15 protein-coding genes are annotated in these 14,368 nt (G+C 61.2%); 6 read left to right on the top strand and 9 right to left on the bottom strand.

Annotation, left to right across the window (positions count from 1 at the left end; translation table 11 throughout):
• The first annotated feature begins 14 nt into the window (after window positions 1–14).
• Window positions 15–713 carry a lipid-binding SYLF domain-containing protein gene (locus ACZ5IU_RS12640; protein WP_464417869.1) on the top strand — a complete coding sequence of 233 codons (699 nt, stop codon included), beginning with the start codon at window positions 15–17 and terminating at the stop codon, window positions 711–713.
• Here ACZ5IU_RS12640 and ACZ5IU_RS12635 read toward each other — a convergent pair.
• The 3 genes from ACZ5IU_RS12635 to ychF all read right to left on the bottom strand — a co-directional run bounded on the left by ACZ5IU_RS12635 (window position 697) and on the right by ychF (window position 4,245).
• Window positions 697–2,565 carry a polysaccharide biosynthesis protein gene (locus ACZ5IU_RS12635; RefSeq protein ID WP_464417867.1) on the bottom strand — a complete coding sequence of 623 codons (1,869 nt, stop codon included), beginning with the start codon at window positions 2,563–2,565 and terminating at the stop codon, window positions 697–699. The two genes, ACZ5IU_RS12640 and ACZ5IU_RS12635, sit on opposite strands and share 17 nt — an antisense overlap.
• Window positions 2,566–2,625: 60 nt before the next feature.
• Complete coding sequence (locus tag ACZ5IU_RS12630; protein ID WP_464417865.1) at window positions 2,626–3,063, bottom strand: hypothetical protein; 438 nt, start codon at window positions 3,061–3,063, stop codon at window positions 2,626–2,628.
• A 90-nt stretch (window positions 3,064–3,153) separates the two neighbouring features.
• A complete protein-coding gene (ychF, locus tag ACZ5IU_RS12625) occupies window positions 3,154–4,245 on the bottom strand; it encodes a redox-regulated ATPase YchF (RefSeq protein WP_464417863.1) in 1,092 nt (363 codons plus the stop codon).
• Between the two features lie 219 nt (window positions 4,246–4,464).
• Here ychF and ACZ5IU_RS12620 point away from each other — a divergent pair, with 219 nt between their 5' ends.
• Window positions 4,465–5,604: a PAS domain-containing protein gene (locus tag ACZ5IU_RS12620; RefSeq protein WP_464417861.1), complete on the top strand. Its 1,140-nt coding sequence runs from the start codon at window positions 4,465–4,467 to the stop codon at window positions 5,602–5,604.
• A gap of 67 nt (window positions 5,605–5,671) precedes the next feature.
• On the opposite strand, the gene ACZ5IU_RS12615 is transcribed toward ACZ5IU_RS12620, so the two are convergent.
• The 3 genes from ACZ5IU_RS12615 to ACZ5IU_RS12605 all read right to left on the bottom strand — a co-directional run bounded on the left by ACZ5IU_RS12615 (window position 5,672) and on the right by ACZ5IU_RS12605 (window position 8,435).
• Window positions 5,672–5,839: a hypothetical protein gene (locus tag ACZ5IU_RS12615; RefSeq protein ID WP_464417859.1), complete on the bottom strand. Its 168-nt coding sequence runs from the start codon at window positions 5,837–5,839 to the stop codon at window positions 5,672–5,674.
• Window positions 5,840–5,956: 117 nt separating this feature from the next.
• On the bottom strand, window positions 5,957–6,784 hold the full coding sequence (locus ACZ5IU_RS12610; RefSeq protein WP_464417857.1) for a LacI family DNA-binding transcriptional regulator: 828 nt from the start codon (window positions 6,782–6,784) through the stop codon (window positions 5,957–5,959).
• On the bottom strand, window positions 6,777–8,435 hold the full coding sequence (locus ACZ5IU_RS12605; RefSeq protein ID WP_464417855.1) for a uridine kinase family protein: 1,659 nt from the start codon (window positions 8,433–8,435) through the stop codon (window positions 6,777–6,779). Before ACZ5IU_RS12605 ends, ACZ5IU_RS12610 begins: the two co-directional genes overlap by 8 nt.
• A gap of 149 nt (window positions 8,436–8,584) precedes the next feature.
• Here ACZ5IU_RS12605 and ACZ5IU_RS12600 point away from each other — a divergent pair, with 149 nt between their 5' ends.
• From ACZ5IU_RS12600 to ACZ5IU_RS12585, 4 genes are read left to right on the top strand one after another with little or no spacing between them, the layout of a single operon-like run.
• Window positions 8,585–9,322: a FadR/GntR family transcriptional regulator gene (locus ACZ5IU_RS12600; RefSeq protein ID WP_464417853.1), complete on the top strand. Its 738-nt coding sequence runs from the start codon at window positions 8,585–8,587 to the stop codon at window positions 9,320–9,322.
• The gene (locus ACZ5IU_RS12595; RefSeq protein WP_464417851.1) at window positions 9,319–9,972 is read left to right on the top strand and encodes a MotA/TolQ/ExbB proton channel family protein; all 654 of its coding nucleotides are present in this window, start codon (window positions 9,319–9,321) and stop codon (window positions 9,970–9,972) included. The genes ACZ5IU_RS12600 and ACZ5IU_RS12595 overlap by 4 nt, the downstream gene beginning before the upstream one ends.
• Window positions 9,973–9,979: 7 nt before the next feature.
• Window positions 9,980–10,387, top strand: a complete 408-nt coding sequence (locus ACZ5IU_RS12590; protein ID WP_464417849.1) for an ExbD/TolR family protein — start codon at window positions 9,980–9,982, stop codon at window positions 10,385–10,387.
• A complete protein-coding gene (locus tag ACZ5IU_RS12585) occupies window positions 10,384–11,160 on the top strand; it encodes an energy transducer TonB (RefSeq protein ID WP_464417847.1) in 777 nt (258 codons plus the stop codon). The genes ACZ5IU_RS12590 and ACZ5IU_RS12585 overlap by 4 nt, the downstream gene beginning before the upstream one ends.
• A 17-nt stretch (window positions 11,161–11,177) precedes the next feature.
• On the opposite strand, the gene ACZ5IU_RS12580 is transcribed toward ACZ5IU_RS12585, so the two are convergent.
• The 3 genes from ACZ5IU_RS12580 to ACZ5IU_RS12570 are packed head-to-tail and all read right to left on the bottom strand — an operon-like array spanning window position 11,178 to window position 14,349.
• Window positions 11,178–12,197 (bottom strand): ABC transporter ATP-binding protein, encoded by a 1,020-nt coding sequence (locus ACZ5IU_RS12580; protein ID WP_464417845.1) that lies wholly within the window; start codon window positions 12,195–12,197, stop codon window positions 11,178–11,180.
• Entirely contained in the window at window positions 12,194–13,234 is a 1,041-nt protein-coding gene (locus ACZ5IU_RS12575) for a FecCD family ABC transporter permease (RefSeq protein WP_464417843.1), read from the bottom strand. Before ACZ5IU_RS12575 ends, ACZ5IU_RS12580 begins: the two co-directional genes overlap by 4 nt.
• Window positions 13,213–14,349 carry an ABC transporter substrate-binding protein gene (locus tag ACZ5IU_RS12570; RefSeq protein WP_464417841.1) on the bottom strand — a complete coding sequence of 379 codons (1,137 nt, stop codon included), beginning with the start codon at window positions 14,347–14,349 and terminating at the stop codon, window positions 13,213–13,215. The genes ACZ5IU_RS12575 and ACZ5IU_RS12570 overlap by 22 nt, the downstream gene beginning before the upstream one ends.
• Window positions 14,350–14,368: the final 19 nt, after the last annotated feature.

The raw sequence follows: 14,368 nt of genomic DNA, 5'->3' as shown, positions 1-14,368 counted from the left end.
GGAGGGGATTACGGATGGCAGGGAAATACGGGCAACGGATACGACACATACCGGGCATCGTCTTCGCGCTGTGCCTCTTTCTCGCGTGTTCGGCCGCATGGGCGGCCGGACCGACGAAACTGATCGGCGAAAGCGCGAAGGTTCTGAAGGAAATGTCGCTCCAGAAGGACGCGGGAACGATGGGAGACCTTCTTTCGAAGGCGAAGGGCGTCGTGGTCTTTCCGTCCGTCGTCAAGGCGGGACTCGTCTTCGGCGGAACGTACGGCGAAGGGCTCGTGCTGAAGCGCGACGGCTCCGGGCGCTGGTACGGGCCGAGTTTCGTGAAGATCGCCGGGGCCTCTTGGGGGCTTCAGATAGGGGCGCAGTCAATCGCACTCGTTCTCGTCATCACGAATGACCGCGGACTCGAAGGGTTCATGGGAAACAACATGAAACTCGACGGCGATCTCGCCGTCGCGGCCGGACCGGTCGGGCGCCGGGGAGAACTCGGGACAGATATCAACCTGAAGGCATCGATCTACAGCTACTCCATGACGAAGGGGCTCTTCGCCGGGATCTCGCTCGAAGGCGCGGCCGTCAACGTCGACACCACGTCGAACAACGAGTACTGGAAGACGACCATGAGCGCGAAAAACGCGCTCGCGAAACGGGCTTCGGACGCCCGCATCCGTTCCGTTACCGCCGAACTCGACCGGATCATTTCGCGCCGTTGACGGGCGCCGATGGGGTATATTCCGGGACGAGGCTTTCCATGACCCGGAGTATATCCCCATCCTCCATGGAGACGATGCCTTCCACTTTTTCCGTTACGCTTCCGGGTTCGGAACTCCGGATCGCAAGGTTCGAGACGAAGATCTTCTCGTGCGCCGTCGTCTGCACGCGCGACGGGTCGTAGAAAAGCTCCTCGAAAAGCTTCTCCCCCCTCCGGATCCCGGTGAAAACGATCGGAACATCCCTGTAGGGCTCGTATCCGTGCAGGCGGATGAGCATTTCGGCCATATCGACGATTCTCACGGGATCCCCCATATCGAGAACGAAGAGCTCTCCGCCAGTCCCGAGGGCTGCGGACTGAAGCACGAGGTTGACGGCTTCGGGGATGAGCATGAAATAGCGGCGCATCTCCGGGTGCGTCACGGTCACGGGAAGCCCCGAGGAAATCTGGTCCTCGAACTTCGGAATGACGCTTCCCCGGCTTCCAAGGACGTTTCCGAAGCGGACCGCCATAAACGCCGTCTTCGCGTAGTCCCTCCCGACCTCGTGAAGCACCATTTCCGCGACGCGCTTGCTCGCTCCCATCACGCTCGTCGGATTGACTGCCTTGTCCGTCGAAATGAGCACCATCTTTTCGGCGCCGTACCTTCCCGCCAGTCGCGCGACCGTAAGCGTTCCGCCCGCGTTGACGCGCATCGATTCCCTCGGGTTCATTTCCATCAGGGGGACATGCTTGTGCGCCGCGGCGTGAAAAACGAGCCCGGGAGCGTGAATCCGAAAGACCGATTCCATCGCCACGGGGTCGGCGACGTCGGCGATGACGGGGCGGTACGGCACGCCGATGCGTTCACGCGTGAAGGTCTCGAGAAGCGCGTAGATCGACTGCTCTCCGTGTCCGAGAAGGATGAGCTCTTTCGGGGCGTACTGCGCGACCTGACGTGCTATTTCGGCGCCGATGGAGCCTCCGGCGCCCGTCACAAGGACCGTCCTGCCCCTGATGACGCCCGAGATCTCCTCCAGATCGAGCCTGACCTGTTCGCGCCCGAGGAGGTCTTCGAGCCGGACCTTCCTGAGTCTGCTGATGGAGACCTTTCCGCCGGCGATCTCGCGAAGGCTCGGAAGGACCCGGACCTCGACTCCGGTGGGAACGACGGAGTCGAAGATCTTCCTGATACGCGTTCCCGAGGCCGAGGGAATGGCTATCACGACGACGCGGACGTCTTTTTCCCGTATGATCCCGCCGATTCTGTCGACGGAACCGAGAACGGGAATTCCCGCAACCGTCTTTCCGCGTTTGTCGGGATCGTCGTCGACGTACCCGACCGGGAGAAGATCCGACACGTTGCGGTTCAGGTCTCTGGCAAGCAACGTCCCCGCCTCGCCCGCCCCGACGATGAGCGTCCGGATTCCTTCGCGGGGAGCGCGGCCGCCGGACGCGAAAAAGCGCCATGACGCGCGCACGGTCCCACAGAGGATGATTCCCGAAAGAAGCAGAATCGCGAGCGATACCCTCGGGAGCAGGAGCCCCTTCCAGAAAATCCCGACCAGAGAGAATATGAGTGCCGCGATGACGTAGAACCGGGAGAGCCGCGAATACTCCTCGACGCTCGCCTGGGGCCAGTACACGGAATAGATTCCTCCCGCGGCGAAGGAACAGCACACGATCAGGCAAAAGAGCGACGTGCTGCTGAGAAAGATTCCGATGTAGACCGAGGGGAGAAAAAGCGTGAGCCGAAGGGCGAACCCCAGATACGACGCGATGAAGCAACAGACGATATCTATCAGGACAACATTCCTGGTTCTCCGGGCCAGCCCGACCCACCAGGAGACGAAACGGACATGGAGCGTGTTCACGGGATCATCCTCCCAGCCGGTGCGCGCAAAAAGCGCGCACCCTCGAAACGGAACGTACTCCTAGAGAATGATCTTCTTCCCTCCGCCCTGCTGCGGACCGCCCATGCGATTGAGCTGCTGAAGAACGGCAGGCGAAGCGACGTCGATTTTCGGCTTCTGCGTCTGCTTCGACATAGCGTCCTGAAGCTTCTTTTCGTAGTCTTCCATGCTTTTCTTCAACGCCTGGACATCACCCTTGATCCACAGAAGAATGCTTTCGGCGACGGCGTTCACCATGTCATCCGAAGGCTCCTCCTGAATCAATCCCAGTTCCTTCAGGATCCGGTGCTCTTCCTTGATGGAGCCCATGATGTCCGCATCGGTGATGAGGCCCTTTTTATAGAGAACCCGCGTCACGATGTTAAAGCGGCTTTTCATGTTTTCGTCGCTCATGGCCAGCCCGTCGAGACGGGCGAGCATCATGGAAATCAATTCGTCGAAGCTGATTTGCATCGGCATTCCGGCAACCTCCTCAGTATGGCGTGTGTCACGCGAGCCATTCTATAGCAACTCTTCCTTCCATGTCCACCGATCGCGGACATGTCTCCACTAGACGTTGAAGCGGATCTCGATCATATCGCCGTCGCGGACGACGTATTCCTTTCCCTCGAGACGAAGGACTCCTGCGTCCCGGCACGATGCAAACGAATCCTTCTGCGCAACGAAGTCGTCGTAGCGGACAACCTGCGCACGGATGAATCCCCGCGCCAGATCCGTATGAATCGCTCCGGCAGCGTCGACGGACGTTGCTCCCTCGTGGAGCGTCCAGGCTCGGACTTCGTCCTTCCCCGTAGTGAAGAAGGAAATGAGGCCGAGAAGCCCGTACGCGCTCCTGATCAGCCTGTCTCTTCCCGGTTCCCTGATTCCGAGCCCCGTCATGAATTCTTCCTGATCCTCCGGAGACAATTCCGCGATATCCATCTCCATGCGCCCGTAGACATACACGAGCCCCAATCCGCGGGCCTCGACGATGGCCCGTAAGGCCTCGCCGCAGACGACGGTTTCCGGCGTCTGCGTCTCATCGAGGTTCAGGACGACGAGCTCCGGTTTGAGCGTCAGAAACGCGAATCCGCTCAGCGACCGACGTTCCTCCCCGGTCAGGGTGACCTCGCGCAACGGCTTTTCATCCATAAGCTCGCCCTGAAGTCGTTCGAGCAGCGCAACTTCCGATTCCTCGGCGGCCTGGAGCTTCTTTTTAGCCTTCAACCGGGATATCCTGCTGTCGATGACGCCGAGATCCCTGTAGATGAGCTCCATCTCGACGATCTGCCAGTCTCTCGAAGGATCGATGCTGTTTTCGGAATGAGGAACGTCGGGATTGTCGAACGCCCTGACGACATGAACGAGCGCATCCGACTCCGCAACGAACGACAAAAACGCGTTTCCAAGTCCCGCACCCTTGCTCGCGTCCCTGCTCAGCCCTGCGAGATCGACGAACTCCACAGTGGCGGGTGTCTCCTTTTTCGGTTCGAAGACGGACACGAGATGATCGAAACGGGTGTCCGGCACCGCCACCATAGCCCTGTTCGGGTCGGTCTTCCCGCTTGCGTAGGGCTTGACCTCCGCCCCGGCCCGCGTGATCAGATTGAACACGGTGCTCTTCCCGCACAGAGGCAACCCAACGATACCACACTTCAACATGCCGTACTCCTCCTGCTCCGAAAGGTGTGCAGCCTCTTCCAGATGCATTATAATCGTTTTCATCCACGCATGAATACTTCATCGAGACGAGAGGAGAGGAACACGAATGTGCGCGATTCTTCAGACGCTACTCAAACAGGGATATGAAATCGCGCCCTCCGGAAACAAAAACACCCCGGTTTTCCCGGCCCGGACCAACGACGGACGGTCTCTCCGATCGTGAATTCCCTTTCCTGGCTGACAGTCCCCCCGGTCCTCTCGATTCCGCTCGCCCTTCTGGCACTGTTCCTGCAGGGGACAGGAGACCGGTTTGTCTATTCCGGGGCGTCACTGCTGCTTCTCGGGTCGCTTTACCTGTTCCTGACTGCGTTCTACACGTTCTCGGCTCTTCGACAGTCGCCGTTTCCGCGTTTCCCGATCCAGCTCATCGCACAGGGAATCTTCGTGAATATCATATCCCAGCATCTTGGAACCTACCCGATCCTAGCGTGGGCCGCAAACGCCGCGACCGTGTCGGGCCTGTTGCTTCTTGCCGGGTCCCTCGTCCGGAATTCCGGGGAACCCCCTTCACAGCCCTTCGCGCGTCCCCACGACGATACAGCATCCACTGAAGACGCCATTTCGGTCGAGGATATTCCCGTTCCCTTTCTCTCGGCGTCCGAGGACGGCTCAGTCATCGCAGCCAACGAACGGATGCTGGCGCTTTTGGGAAGAGATTCCGCGGCGACGCTCGGAAAACCGGTGACCGATATGCTTCCGCTCGGAGAGAACGAGGTCTCCCTGCAGGGACGCGTCTTCCGCATGGAAAACCGGCAGGTCGGCAACGTTTTTCACTTCTCTCTTCTCGAACAGCGGGAGTCGGGTGACGTTGCGGGGAAAACGCCGGCAGCCGTTCTCGACATCGTCGATCAGGCAACATCGCTTTATACGAAGGCGTACGGAGACGTGAGAATACCCGAAGAAATCAGCAGGGCTTCACGGTATCGCCGCTGGCTTTCGTCGATCCTGATTCGCGTGGAATTTCATTCCCTGCCGGGAATGAGCTCGGATGCGACGTGGGAAAACCGCTTCATGACGGAATACTGCGGATTCATTAAGACGAACACCCGGGCAAGCGACCTGCCCTTCATCATGCCAGACAGGCAAATAGTCATCTTGCTGCCCGAAACGCCGCAACAGGGCGCGAAGGACACCTCCACGAAACTGCTTCAACTTCCGGAAGGATTGCAGAATTATGTGGAATCGAGCCCGACAAAGGCGATCATCCGGTGCGGACTGTGTTTCTACAACGGAAATACCCCGTTCTCTTTCGACCAGATGATGCAGAGGCTCTACGCTTCGCTCGCGGAAAGCGACTGAGCTCTTCTCCGCCCCTCTTCACTCCGTTGCAGGGAAGGGAACGGCGAGTGCCGCCGAAAAATACCGTCTACCCGGCGAGCCCGAGCCTTACGTCGGTTTTCAGAAAAGCCACCTGCAAAGACTGATACCATGTTCCGTTCTCGTCTTTATTCCATGACGAAGTTCGGGCGCTTCCCTCGGGAATGGCCACGATTCCTTCCACGAACCATTCGCCATTTTCGTCCTTCTGCCACATTCCGTTCGCCTCCCCTTCGGATGTCGACGTCACGGTCGCCTCAACCGGACACGCGAGTACGATACACCATGGAAGGCAATTTGTCAACTTATGTTTATGACTAAGACAATCAATAAACTATAATTTATTTATCTCCTCGAGCAACAGTGGTATCCTGACTTGCGACGGAAGCGGCCCGCGATCTCCGATGAGGTTCATGAGAATCCTGGCGGATGCCGTACCGACTTCGAAGGCCGGCCAGCGAAGGATGAAATCGCATTCCCCGGGGGAGTCCGCGGGGCGGATGACGGGGACGTTCCCGCCAGTTCCGTCCGGGGCACCATCGAGAATAACCGCTTTCGGGTTCGGGCACTCCGCGGAAAGCACCCTCGACAGGCCGGGCATCAGGGGTTCGGCCCCCGCCAGATAGGCCGGTTCGCCGCCGAATCGGGCCGTGAGCATCTCGACTGTTTCCTCGAACGCCGGGACAACACAGGGCCCCTCGGAGACACAGTCTCCGACTGTCACTCTCCGGATTGCGCCGTCGGCGAAAATCGCCGCATCCGGAGCCGTACCGAACCAGAGAATCCCGTCCGCGCGCCGCGACGAGATCTCACGGACAATTCTGGCGGCCTGGTTTTCCTCCGCAGCCTCCTTGAGAAGGACGTCCACGCTCTGTCGCTCGAGAACCCGGAGCACGCCACAGAGAACGCCGCCGATCCAGGGAGAATCCAATCGCCTGACGACGATCGCGACCATATCGCTCCTCTTCGAGGAAAGTCCCCGGGCTACCGCGTCGGGATGGTACCCGAGCACCTTGGCAGCCTTCCAGACCTTCTCCCGGGTCGCCGCCGAAATCCGGTGATCGCCCTTCAGCGCGCGGCTCACTGTGGCCTTGTTCACTCCGGCGAGCCGCGCGACATCGTCCATTCGCGGCAGATGCCCCGCCGACGACGTCTCAGACATCGAAGCAACTCCCTCCGATGAACTCCCTGATGATGGAATTGTTCGGGATCGCCTCGGACGGGATCATCGGCACAAACTTGAGCATGCCGAGAAGGCGGCGGGCCTCGCCGTAGACCGGGGATCTTTCCGGAACCCTATTCAGGACCGGCAGGGCATAGCTCTTCAGGACTGCCAGTTCATAGGGAATCGACGAGTTGAACATCGCGTCCGCCCGCTTCTGGTAGGGAAAGATGTATTCCATCGCACCCCTGATGACCTTCGGCCAGAGCGCGAGCGTCGTTTCCGCCGAATGCCCCCGGCTTCTCGCATCCCGGACGAGACGCCGCAGAAGGCGGTTGTCGGTCGTGCTCGTTCGATTGTGCCAGTCGAGACAGATCCCGGTGAGCGGCGACACAAAGACGCCATAGCGCGCTTCGTCGGGAATCGGTGCGGTGATCGCATCGTTGAGTCCGTGGATTCCTTCGATGATCAGGATATCCCGCGCCCCCAGACGAAGTTTCGATCCAGTCTTCCTGCACCCCTCGCGGAAATCGAACACCGGAAGCGAGACCTCGTCGCCCGCGACGAGCTTTCTGAGCTGTTCGTCGAGAAGCGGCAGATCCAGCGCCTCGAGGATCTCGAAATCGAAGTTGCCGTCCGCGTCGCGGGGGGTCCGGTCCCTGTCGAGGAAATAATTGTCGAGCGAAACGACGACGGGATTCTTCCCGCACACCTGGAGCTGGATCTTCAGACGCTCCGCAAACGTCGTCTTGCCCGACCCCGACGGTCCCGCGATCGCAACGACCTTGACGCTCTCCCGTTTCGCGATATCCTCGGCGATGCCCGCAAGCTTCTGGGCATGAAGCGCCTCCGATATCAGGATGAGTTCGTTCCCCTTGCCGTCGGCGACCATTCTGTGAAGGCTGTCCATCGTCCCCACGCCGAGGACATTGAGCCATCGCGCGTAATCGAGGAAGACCTCCGAGAGCTTTCGGGACGCCTGGAAGGGAGGCAAGCCGTCCGGATACCCGACGGTAGGAAACCTGAGCACCATGCCCGGAGAAAACGGCGCGAGATCGTATGAACCGAGGTACCCCGTGGAAGGCGCTAACGGGGCGTAATAGAAACCATACCGGTCGCCGCACTTGTACAGTTCGACGGGATCCTCGCCCGCCCACGCGAAGAGTCTCGCACCTTCCGGACTCCCCTGACGTTCGAAGATGCGCTTCGCCTTGTCGAGCGGCACGACCCGGCGCGTTATCGGAAGGTCCTGACGGATCAGCTCGTCCATGGTGGCTTTGATCGCACGGATGTCTTCCTCCGAAATGGTCCCCCTCGGAAATTCCCAGTAGTATCCTTCGCTGATGGAGTGGCGGACGATCACATCCCTGCTGAGTGCGCGGCTGCACGCAATGACCAGCAGGAAACTCAGCGAGCGGCGATAGACCTCCATTCCTTCGAAGGAACTCGTGTCGACGAAGGTCACCTCCGCATCCTCGTCGAGAACCCAGTCGAGGGAACGAAGATACCCGTTCACGCGCCACGCGACGATCCCGGCTCCGGAGCGGGCGACGGTCCGGCACGGTTCGCATTCTGCCAGCACCGATTTCCCGGCCATCGGAACTTCGCTGCAGAGATATGGTCCATCGGTAACACGTATCGTGATCGACATCTTTCCCCGCCTCCTTTCGATATTCGTTCCACGCATTCACTTTACTACAGCCCGAAAGTTTTCGCATTGGGTTTTCTTGCCTGAAGAGCCCGGATGTTCTATGCTGCTCTGTGCCGAAACGCAGAAAGCCGGAAAGGAATGAACGCCGAATGGAATCGACACGCGGAACACCGCTGAAAGTCTACGAACGAGTCGCGGAAGACCTCAAGACCATGATCGCCTCCGGGGAGCTTTCTCCCGGAACGCCGCTCCCCGCGGAACGCCAGCTTATCGACCGTTTTTCGATCAGCAGGACGACTCTCCGCCAGGCATACAGAATTCTCGAAAACGTCGGTCTCATCGAGTGCCTTCCGGGAAAGGGGCGATTCGTGCGCAAGTCCAGAATCGACCGCACGTCGTCAGGCGGCGTCCCGCTTCAGGACGAGTCGATCCTCGAACTCGTCGAGGCGCGCATGATCTTCGAACCCGCCATCGCCGCCGAAGCCGCAAAGCATGCATCCCCGTCGGACCTGACGAAAATCCGCCGGATCCTCACGAAGACGAGCAAGGACGTCGAATCGCTCGCGCACCGCGCGGAATGCGACTACGACTTTCACCTTCTCATGGCCGAAGCCACCCATAACTTCATCTTCGTCAACATTATGAAGATGATGTTCAATCTCGTGATGGTGACGCACGAACGCATCTACGGCCTGCTCGCCGACAAGGAGATCTTCCTCCGGGAGCACGACGCCATCTATAACGCGGTTCTCGGGCGCGACATCAGGAAGGCGTCGAAACTCATGACCGATCACGTCTGGCGCGTTTACCGAACCCTGCAGGACGGAATCGCGCTCGAAGGAATCCGGTCGTCCGACATGACGGCGGAGGCACCGAGAGAGCAATGAGCGTGATGAGGACGGGCGGGCCGATCATGTGGGTCATCGCTGCGCTGTCGGTCGTCGGGCTCGCGGTGATTCTCGAACGTCTCCTGTTCTTCCGCCGGGCGTCGACGGATCCGGAATCCCTCGAAAAGGCCCTTGGAGAGGCGCTCTATTCCCTCGACAGGGATCGCGCGTCCAGCGTCGCCAGGTCGGGCGAGTCGTCGCTCCACCGTCTCTTCCGGGCAGGAGTCGGTCATTTCGGCATCGAAACGGAAGCGATGCGGATTCTCATGGAACAGCAGGTCCGCCGCGAAGTCTATCGCTGGGAACGCGGACTTTCGCTGCTTTCCACGATCGCGCGCGTCGCGCCGCTTCTGGGTCTTCTCGGAACCGTCGTCGGACTCGTGGACATCTTTCGCGAACTTCCGTCCGCCACGGACGCACCGATGGCATCGATTTCGGGAGGGCTCTGGAAGGCGCTCTTCACGACCGTCGCGGGGCTGACCGTGGCCATCCCGGCGATCCTGTGCCATTCGTTCCTCTCTTCGCGTATCGACAACGAGGAAGAGACGCTGAACCGGGGCGCGGACTACATCATCTGGGAGAACATCGCCTTCCTGCGCCGGACGACGCCGCGAAACGCCGCGGACACGGACGCTCCGCGAAAGGAATGACGGCATCATGCGATCGTCGAGGCGACGCGCCTCCCCCGACGTCGATCTCACCCCGCTCGTGGATATCCTCTTTTCATTTATCCTTTTTTTCGTGCTGACCACGTCGTTCACGCAGAGACATGTCCCCGTCGACCTCCCCTCCGGCCGGGGAGAAGCCGGCGCTTCGCAGGGAATCGTCATTACAGTCGACAGAAACGGGACGATCTTCGTCGATGGCGTACCGGTCACGGCCCAGGCCCTCGCGGATTCGTCCGACATCGCGCTGCCCCCCGGGAAGGTCGTCTTCGTCAAGGGCGATGCGAACGTTCCCTACGGTACCGTCGCAGGAGTTCTCGATCTCCTGCGGCAGAGGGGGATCTCGTCGGCAGGACTCGTGCTCGCACCCGGAGGCTCCCCCGGGCGGAACGCGCCGTGAAAACCCGTCTTTTCGTTCTCGCAGCGAGCCTTTTCATCCACGCATGTATCCTCACGGCCCTGCCCGGGTGGAATTCCACGGCATTCCGGCAATTGCCGGACGCGAAGAAAACTATCCGCGTCACGCTGTTCGCCCCGGAGACTCCGGCAACGTCGCAAACGACGGGCGGTCACCTCGCAGGAGCCGAGGAGAGGATTCCCACGACGACAATCCCAAAACCATCCGGGAGCACGACGACCGCCGAGGAGTCAGCCGAGGTTCTTCCGCCTCGAACGGAAGCCGGGAAAGTTGCGGCCACGCCTGTTCCGGCTCCGAAAAAACCGTCGCGTCCGAAGCCGGAACGGAGACACCCCGCATCCCGGATTCCCGCCCCGCGACCGGTCTCCGATCTCCCTGAAGTCGCGTCCGTCCTTCAGGATGCGGCTGGCGACGCGCGTCGGGGAGAAAGCGCGCCGAAGATGGGCGGAGCACATGCTTCACTCCCCGGGGAGAAAATCCGCGACGAAATACTTTCTGTCGCCGACGTCACCGTCACCCGGAAAGTCGCGCCGGTCTATCCGCTTTCGTCCCGCTCGAACGAAGAACAGGGGACCGTCGTCCTGATCGCGGATATCGGAGAGGGGCGTGTCGTCTCGGTCGAGATCGAAACATCGAGCGGATACAAACGTCTCGACGCGGCGGCCATCCATGCGATCCAACGCTGGGCTTTCGCGTCGGAGGGGCGCATTCGCGTCCGGATTCCCGTTTCGTTCAGACTCTCGGCCGCGGACTGAACGAACGGAGTCCCGTTTCAGGATCCGGGCGCGGAGAATCGCCTGCGAAGCTCCGTGGCAACTTCCTCCAGAGATCCGAAGCCGTTCGCCCCGCCCGGCCCCGTGATCGTCCACTTTCTTCCCGGTTCCGACGGGCACTCGAGCGATATTCCCGCGTCGCGCGAATCGGTCGGAATGCCCCCGGCACGCTTCACGACTCGGTCGGCGAGATGACGGAACATTCCGTCGCCGCCGAAAACGCGAACCGGTATGGAGACACCCTCCCGCAACCCGAAAGATCCCGCGAACGGGTCGTATCGTACCGTATCCGACGAGAAGACGCGCCCGACGCTTCCCGTCAGGAGAATATCTTCGGGCGCTCCGACAAGGATCCGCGGAGGCGCGTTGCGCGAGTCGAAGAGCCAGATGCGGTCCGCGAACGTCATCGCGAGATCGAGGTCGTGAAGCGCCGCTACGACCGCCCGGCCGTCTTTCCACGCCGTGTCGCGAAGAACCCCGAGAATCTCGGCGCGGTGCGTGAGATCGAGAAAGGTGGTCGGCTCGTCGAGGAGCAGGATGTCGGTCCGCTGCGCGAGAGCCCGCGCGATCGCCGCGCGCTGGCGTTCTCCGTCGCTGAGTTCGGAGAGCCGTCGGTCCTCCCACCCCTCGAGGTCCATGATGGCAAGAGCCGCTGCGACAATCGCCGCGTCCTCCCCCGAAAAGCGCCCGGTCCAGTCGGTGAACGGGTGCCGTCCGAGACGGACGAGCTCGCCGACCGTCATTCCCGGAATCGCGAGGGAATCCGTCAATACCACCGCGACGCGGCGCGAGATCTCGGACCGTGAAAGCCGCCGTAGATTCCGCCCGTCGAGAAGAACATCGCCCGAAAGAAGCCGCGAAAGTCCCGCGAATACCCTGAGAAGGGTCGACTTCCCGGCGCCGTTCGGTCCGAGCAGACAGATGAATTCTCCGGGATGGACGCGAAGATCCAGACCGGCGACAAGGGGAACTGATCCGTATCCGATCGCGCCGCAGCGGATTTCGAGGAGGGGATTCACCGGCGTCCGCGCCTCCCTCCGGCGAGGATGAGCCAGATGACGAACGGCGCGCCGATAAGCGACGTCACGACGTTCAGCGGGATCACCGTAACGCCCCCGAGACGGGTGCCGAGATCCGCGAGAAGCGCGACGACGCCTCCTGCGACGATCCCGAGCGGGAGGATGGTCCTGTGATCGGTCGACGCGGCGATCATCCGGCACATGTGCGGCGCCGCGACGCCTATGAACGCCACGGGGCCGCTCAGCGCCGTGGTCAGTCCCGCAAGAACCGACGCCACGCAGATGACCGCAAACCGGACGAAACGGACATTCACCCCGAGACTCGCGGCATACGTCTCGCCGAGGAGGAACGCGTTGCACGGCTTCATCAGGAGGATCGACGCGGCCAGCGCGACGAGCATGACCGCTCCGAGCCACCGGACGCGTTCCCAGCCCGACGAAGCGAAACTGCCGAACCCCCATGCGACGTACCGCTGCACCTGGTCCGGGAGAGCCCAGTTCAGGAGAACGCTCACGAAGGCGCTGACGGCAAACCCGAACATGACTCCGAACACGAGAAGTCCCGTGCCGTCATCGACGTGCCGCGACGCCGCAAGAACGATTCCCGTCGATACGAGCGCACCGAGAACGGCCGCCCCGCCGAGCCCGAGATGTTGAAACGACGATATCCCGAATCCCGCAAACGTCTTCGCGCCGAGAATCCAGAGGGCGACTCCGAGGCTCGCGCCCGAAGTGACCCCGAGGACATCCGGTCCAGCAAGCGGATTCCGGAAGAGTGTCTGCATCAGGATGCCGCTTACCGAAAGCGCCGCGCCGCAGAGTAACGCGGACACCGCGCGGGGCAGGCGCACGTCGAGAACGATCCGGGCCGTCCCGGACTCTGACGGGATGCCCCCCGTCAGGGCGGCGACGACATCCCCGAACGGAATGACCGACGTTCCCCAAGCGAGTTCGAGAATGAACAGACCGACCGCCGCAACGAGGAAGAAGAACGAGGGATTGCTCCTTGCGCGCATCACCGCGCTCCTGACTTCCATTCGAGCTTCCTGTAGTAATACAGGCGGTGAGCGGGGAGAAGGTTCGGGTGGAGGATCGCGATCAGGTCCGCGAGAATCAGATCCGGGCGGAGCGCCCCGCTCTCGTGGAAATCCGATCCTCCCGCCGGAGTCGTCCGCGCGTTGTTGTTGTAGACGTTTCCTTCCCGAAATGGACGAAACGAGCGATACCTCGGATCCTGAAGGACTCCGTCATCGAGGGTTTTCCACACGCCGGGATTCAGCCAGAAATCCGCCTTCGCTGCGATCGCGGCGATCGTTTCGAAGTCGACCGGAGCGCTCCAGGTCCGGTCGGTCGTATCGAGAAGATAATCGCCGCCCGCATCCCGGATCAGAATGGCGGGCCAGCTCATCCCCCCCGGGACGTACCAGACACCGTTGAAGGAATCGTTCACGAGGACGCCCGGTCTCGCGGACAGCGCGGCCGCGCGGGAGGCAAGCGACTCGTACGAGGTTCTGATACTCCGGTAGAGTTCTTCGGCCTCCCCGGTCCTGCCGAACAGGAGGCCGAAGACGCGGATCCATTCGGCGCGCCCAAGCGGATGTTCCTCCGCAAATTCCGTAACCGACATGACCGAGAGGCCCAACGACTCGAGCCTGCGTATTGTTTCGAGTTCGTCGGGAGTGCTCGCGTACGCGAATACGATTTCCGGGGCCAGGGATAGGATCCGTTCCGGGTCGGGCGCGTTTCCGGGGCCGAGATCCGCGACGACTGCCGCGTCGAGGGCTTTCGTGAAAACGTACGCGCGTCCCCCCTGCCCGCGAAGTCCGCGAAGGCCGTCCATCGCCTCGAGGAACGGAATGAGTGTCGTGGACATGTTGCAGTACGTTCTCACGGGAACGCGAATCACGCGCCCGGACGGGATATCGGGAGGAAGCGGAACATCCCGCGAAACGAGGATATAGACGTTCTCCTCGGAAGCGCCAGGAATCGGATTGCGGACCCGAAGCCGCGTCCACGAGCCGCCCTTTTCGATCCCGACGTTCCGGGCTTTCGCAAGCGGTACGGCACGACATTCTGTACGTGCCGCCTCCGGAAGACAGACAGTGAGAGAGAATACACACGCCAGCAAGAAGATGATCCTTTTCCGGTTCATGCGGTCTCCTTCGGTATGC

This window comes from Lactivibrio alcoholicus (assembly GCF_055390895.1).
Note: the sequence above shows the minus strand (reverse complement) of the source record. Positions and strands in the feature narration are given on the sequence as shown.

What these genes read in the sequence shown, in the direction of transcription:
- ACZ5IU_RS12590 (WP_464417849.1), top strand. Translation starts at nt 9,980, where the DNA reads ATGCGATCGTCGAGGCGACGCGCCTCCCCCGACGTCGATCTCACCCCG.
- ACZ5IU_RS12595 (WP_464417851.1), top strand. Translation starts at nt 9,319, where the DNA reads ATGAGCGTGATGAGGACGGGCGGGCCGATCATGTGGGTCATCGCTGCG.
- ACZ5IU_RS12615 (WP_464417859.1), bottom strand. Translation starts at nt 5,839, where the DNA reads ATGTGGCAGAAGGACGAAAATGGCGAATGGTTCGTGGAAGGAATCGTG.
- ACZ5IU_RS12640 (WP_464417869.1), top strand. Translation starts at nt 15, where the DNA reads ATGGCAGGGAAATACGGGCAACGGATACGACACATACCGGGCATCGTC.
- ychF (WP_464417863.1), bottom strand. Translation starts at nt 4,245, where the DNA reads ATGTTGAAGTGTGGTATCGTTGGGTTGCCTCTGTGCGGGAAGAGCACC.
- ACZ5IU_RS12610 (WP_464417857.1), bottom strand. Translation starts at nt 6,784, where the DNA reads ATGTCTGAGACGTCGTCGGCGGGGCATCTGCCGCGAATGGACGATGTC.
- ACZ5IU_RS12575 (WP_464417843.1), bottom strand. Translation starts at nt 13,234, where the DNA reads ATGGAAGTCAGGAGCGCGGTGATGCGCGCAAGGAGCAATCCCTCGTTC.
- ACZ5IU_RS12605 (WP_464417855.1), bottom strand. Translation starts at nt 8,435, where the DNA reads ATGTCGATCACGATACGTGTTACCGATGGACCATATCTCTGCAGCGAA.
- ACZ5IU_RS12630 (WP_464417865.1), bottom strand. Translation starts at nt 3,063, where the DNA reads ATGCCGATGCAAATCAGCTTCGACGAATTGATTTCCATGATGCTCGCC.
- ACZ5IU_RS12570 (WP_464417841.1), bottom strand. Translation starts at nt 14,349, where the DNA reads ATGAACCGGAAAAGGATCATCTTCTTGCTGGCGTGTGTATTCTCTCTC.
- ACZ5IU_RS12600 (WP_464417853.1), top strand. Translation starts at nt 8,585, where the DNA reads ATGGAATCGACACGCGGAACACCGCTGAAAGTCTACGAACGAGTCGCG.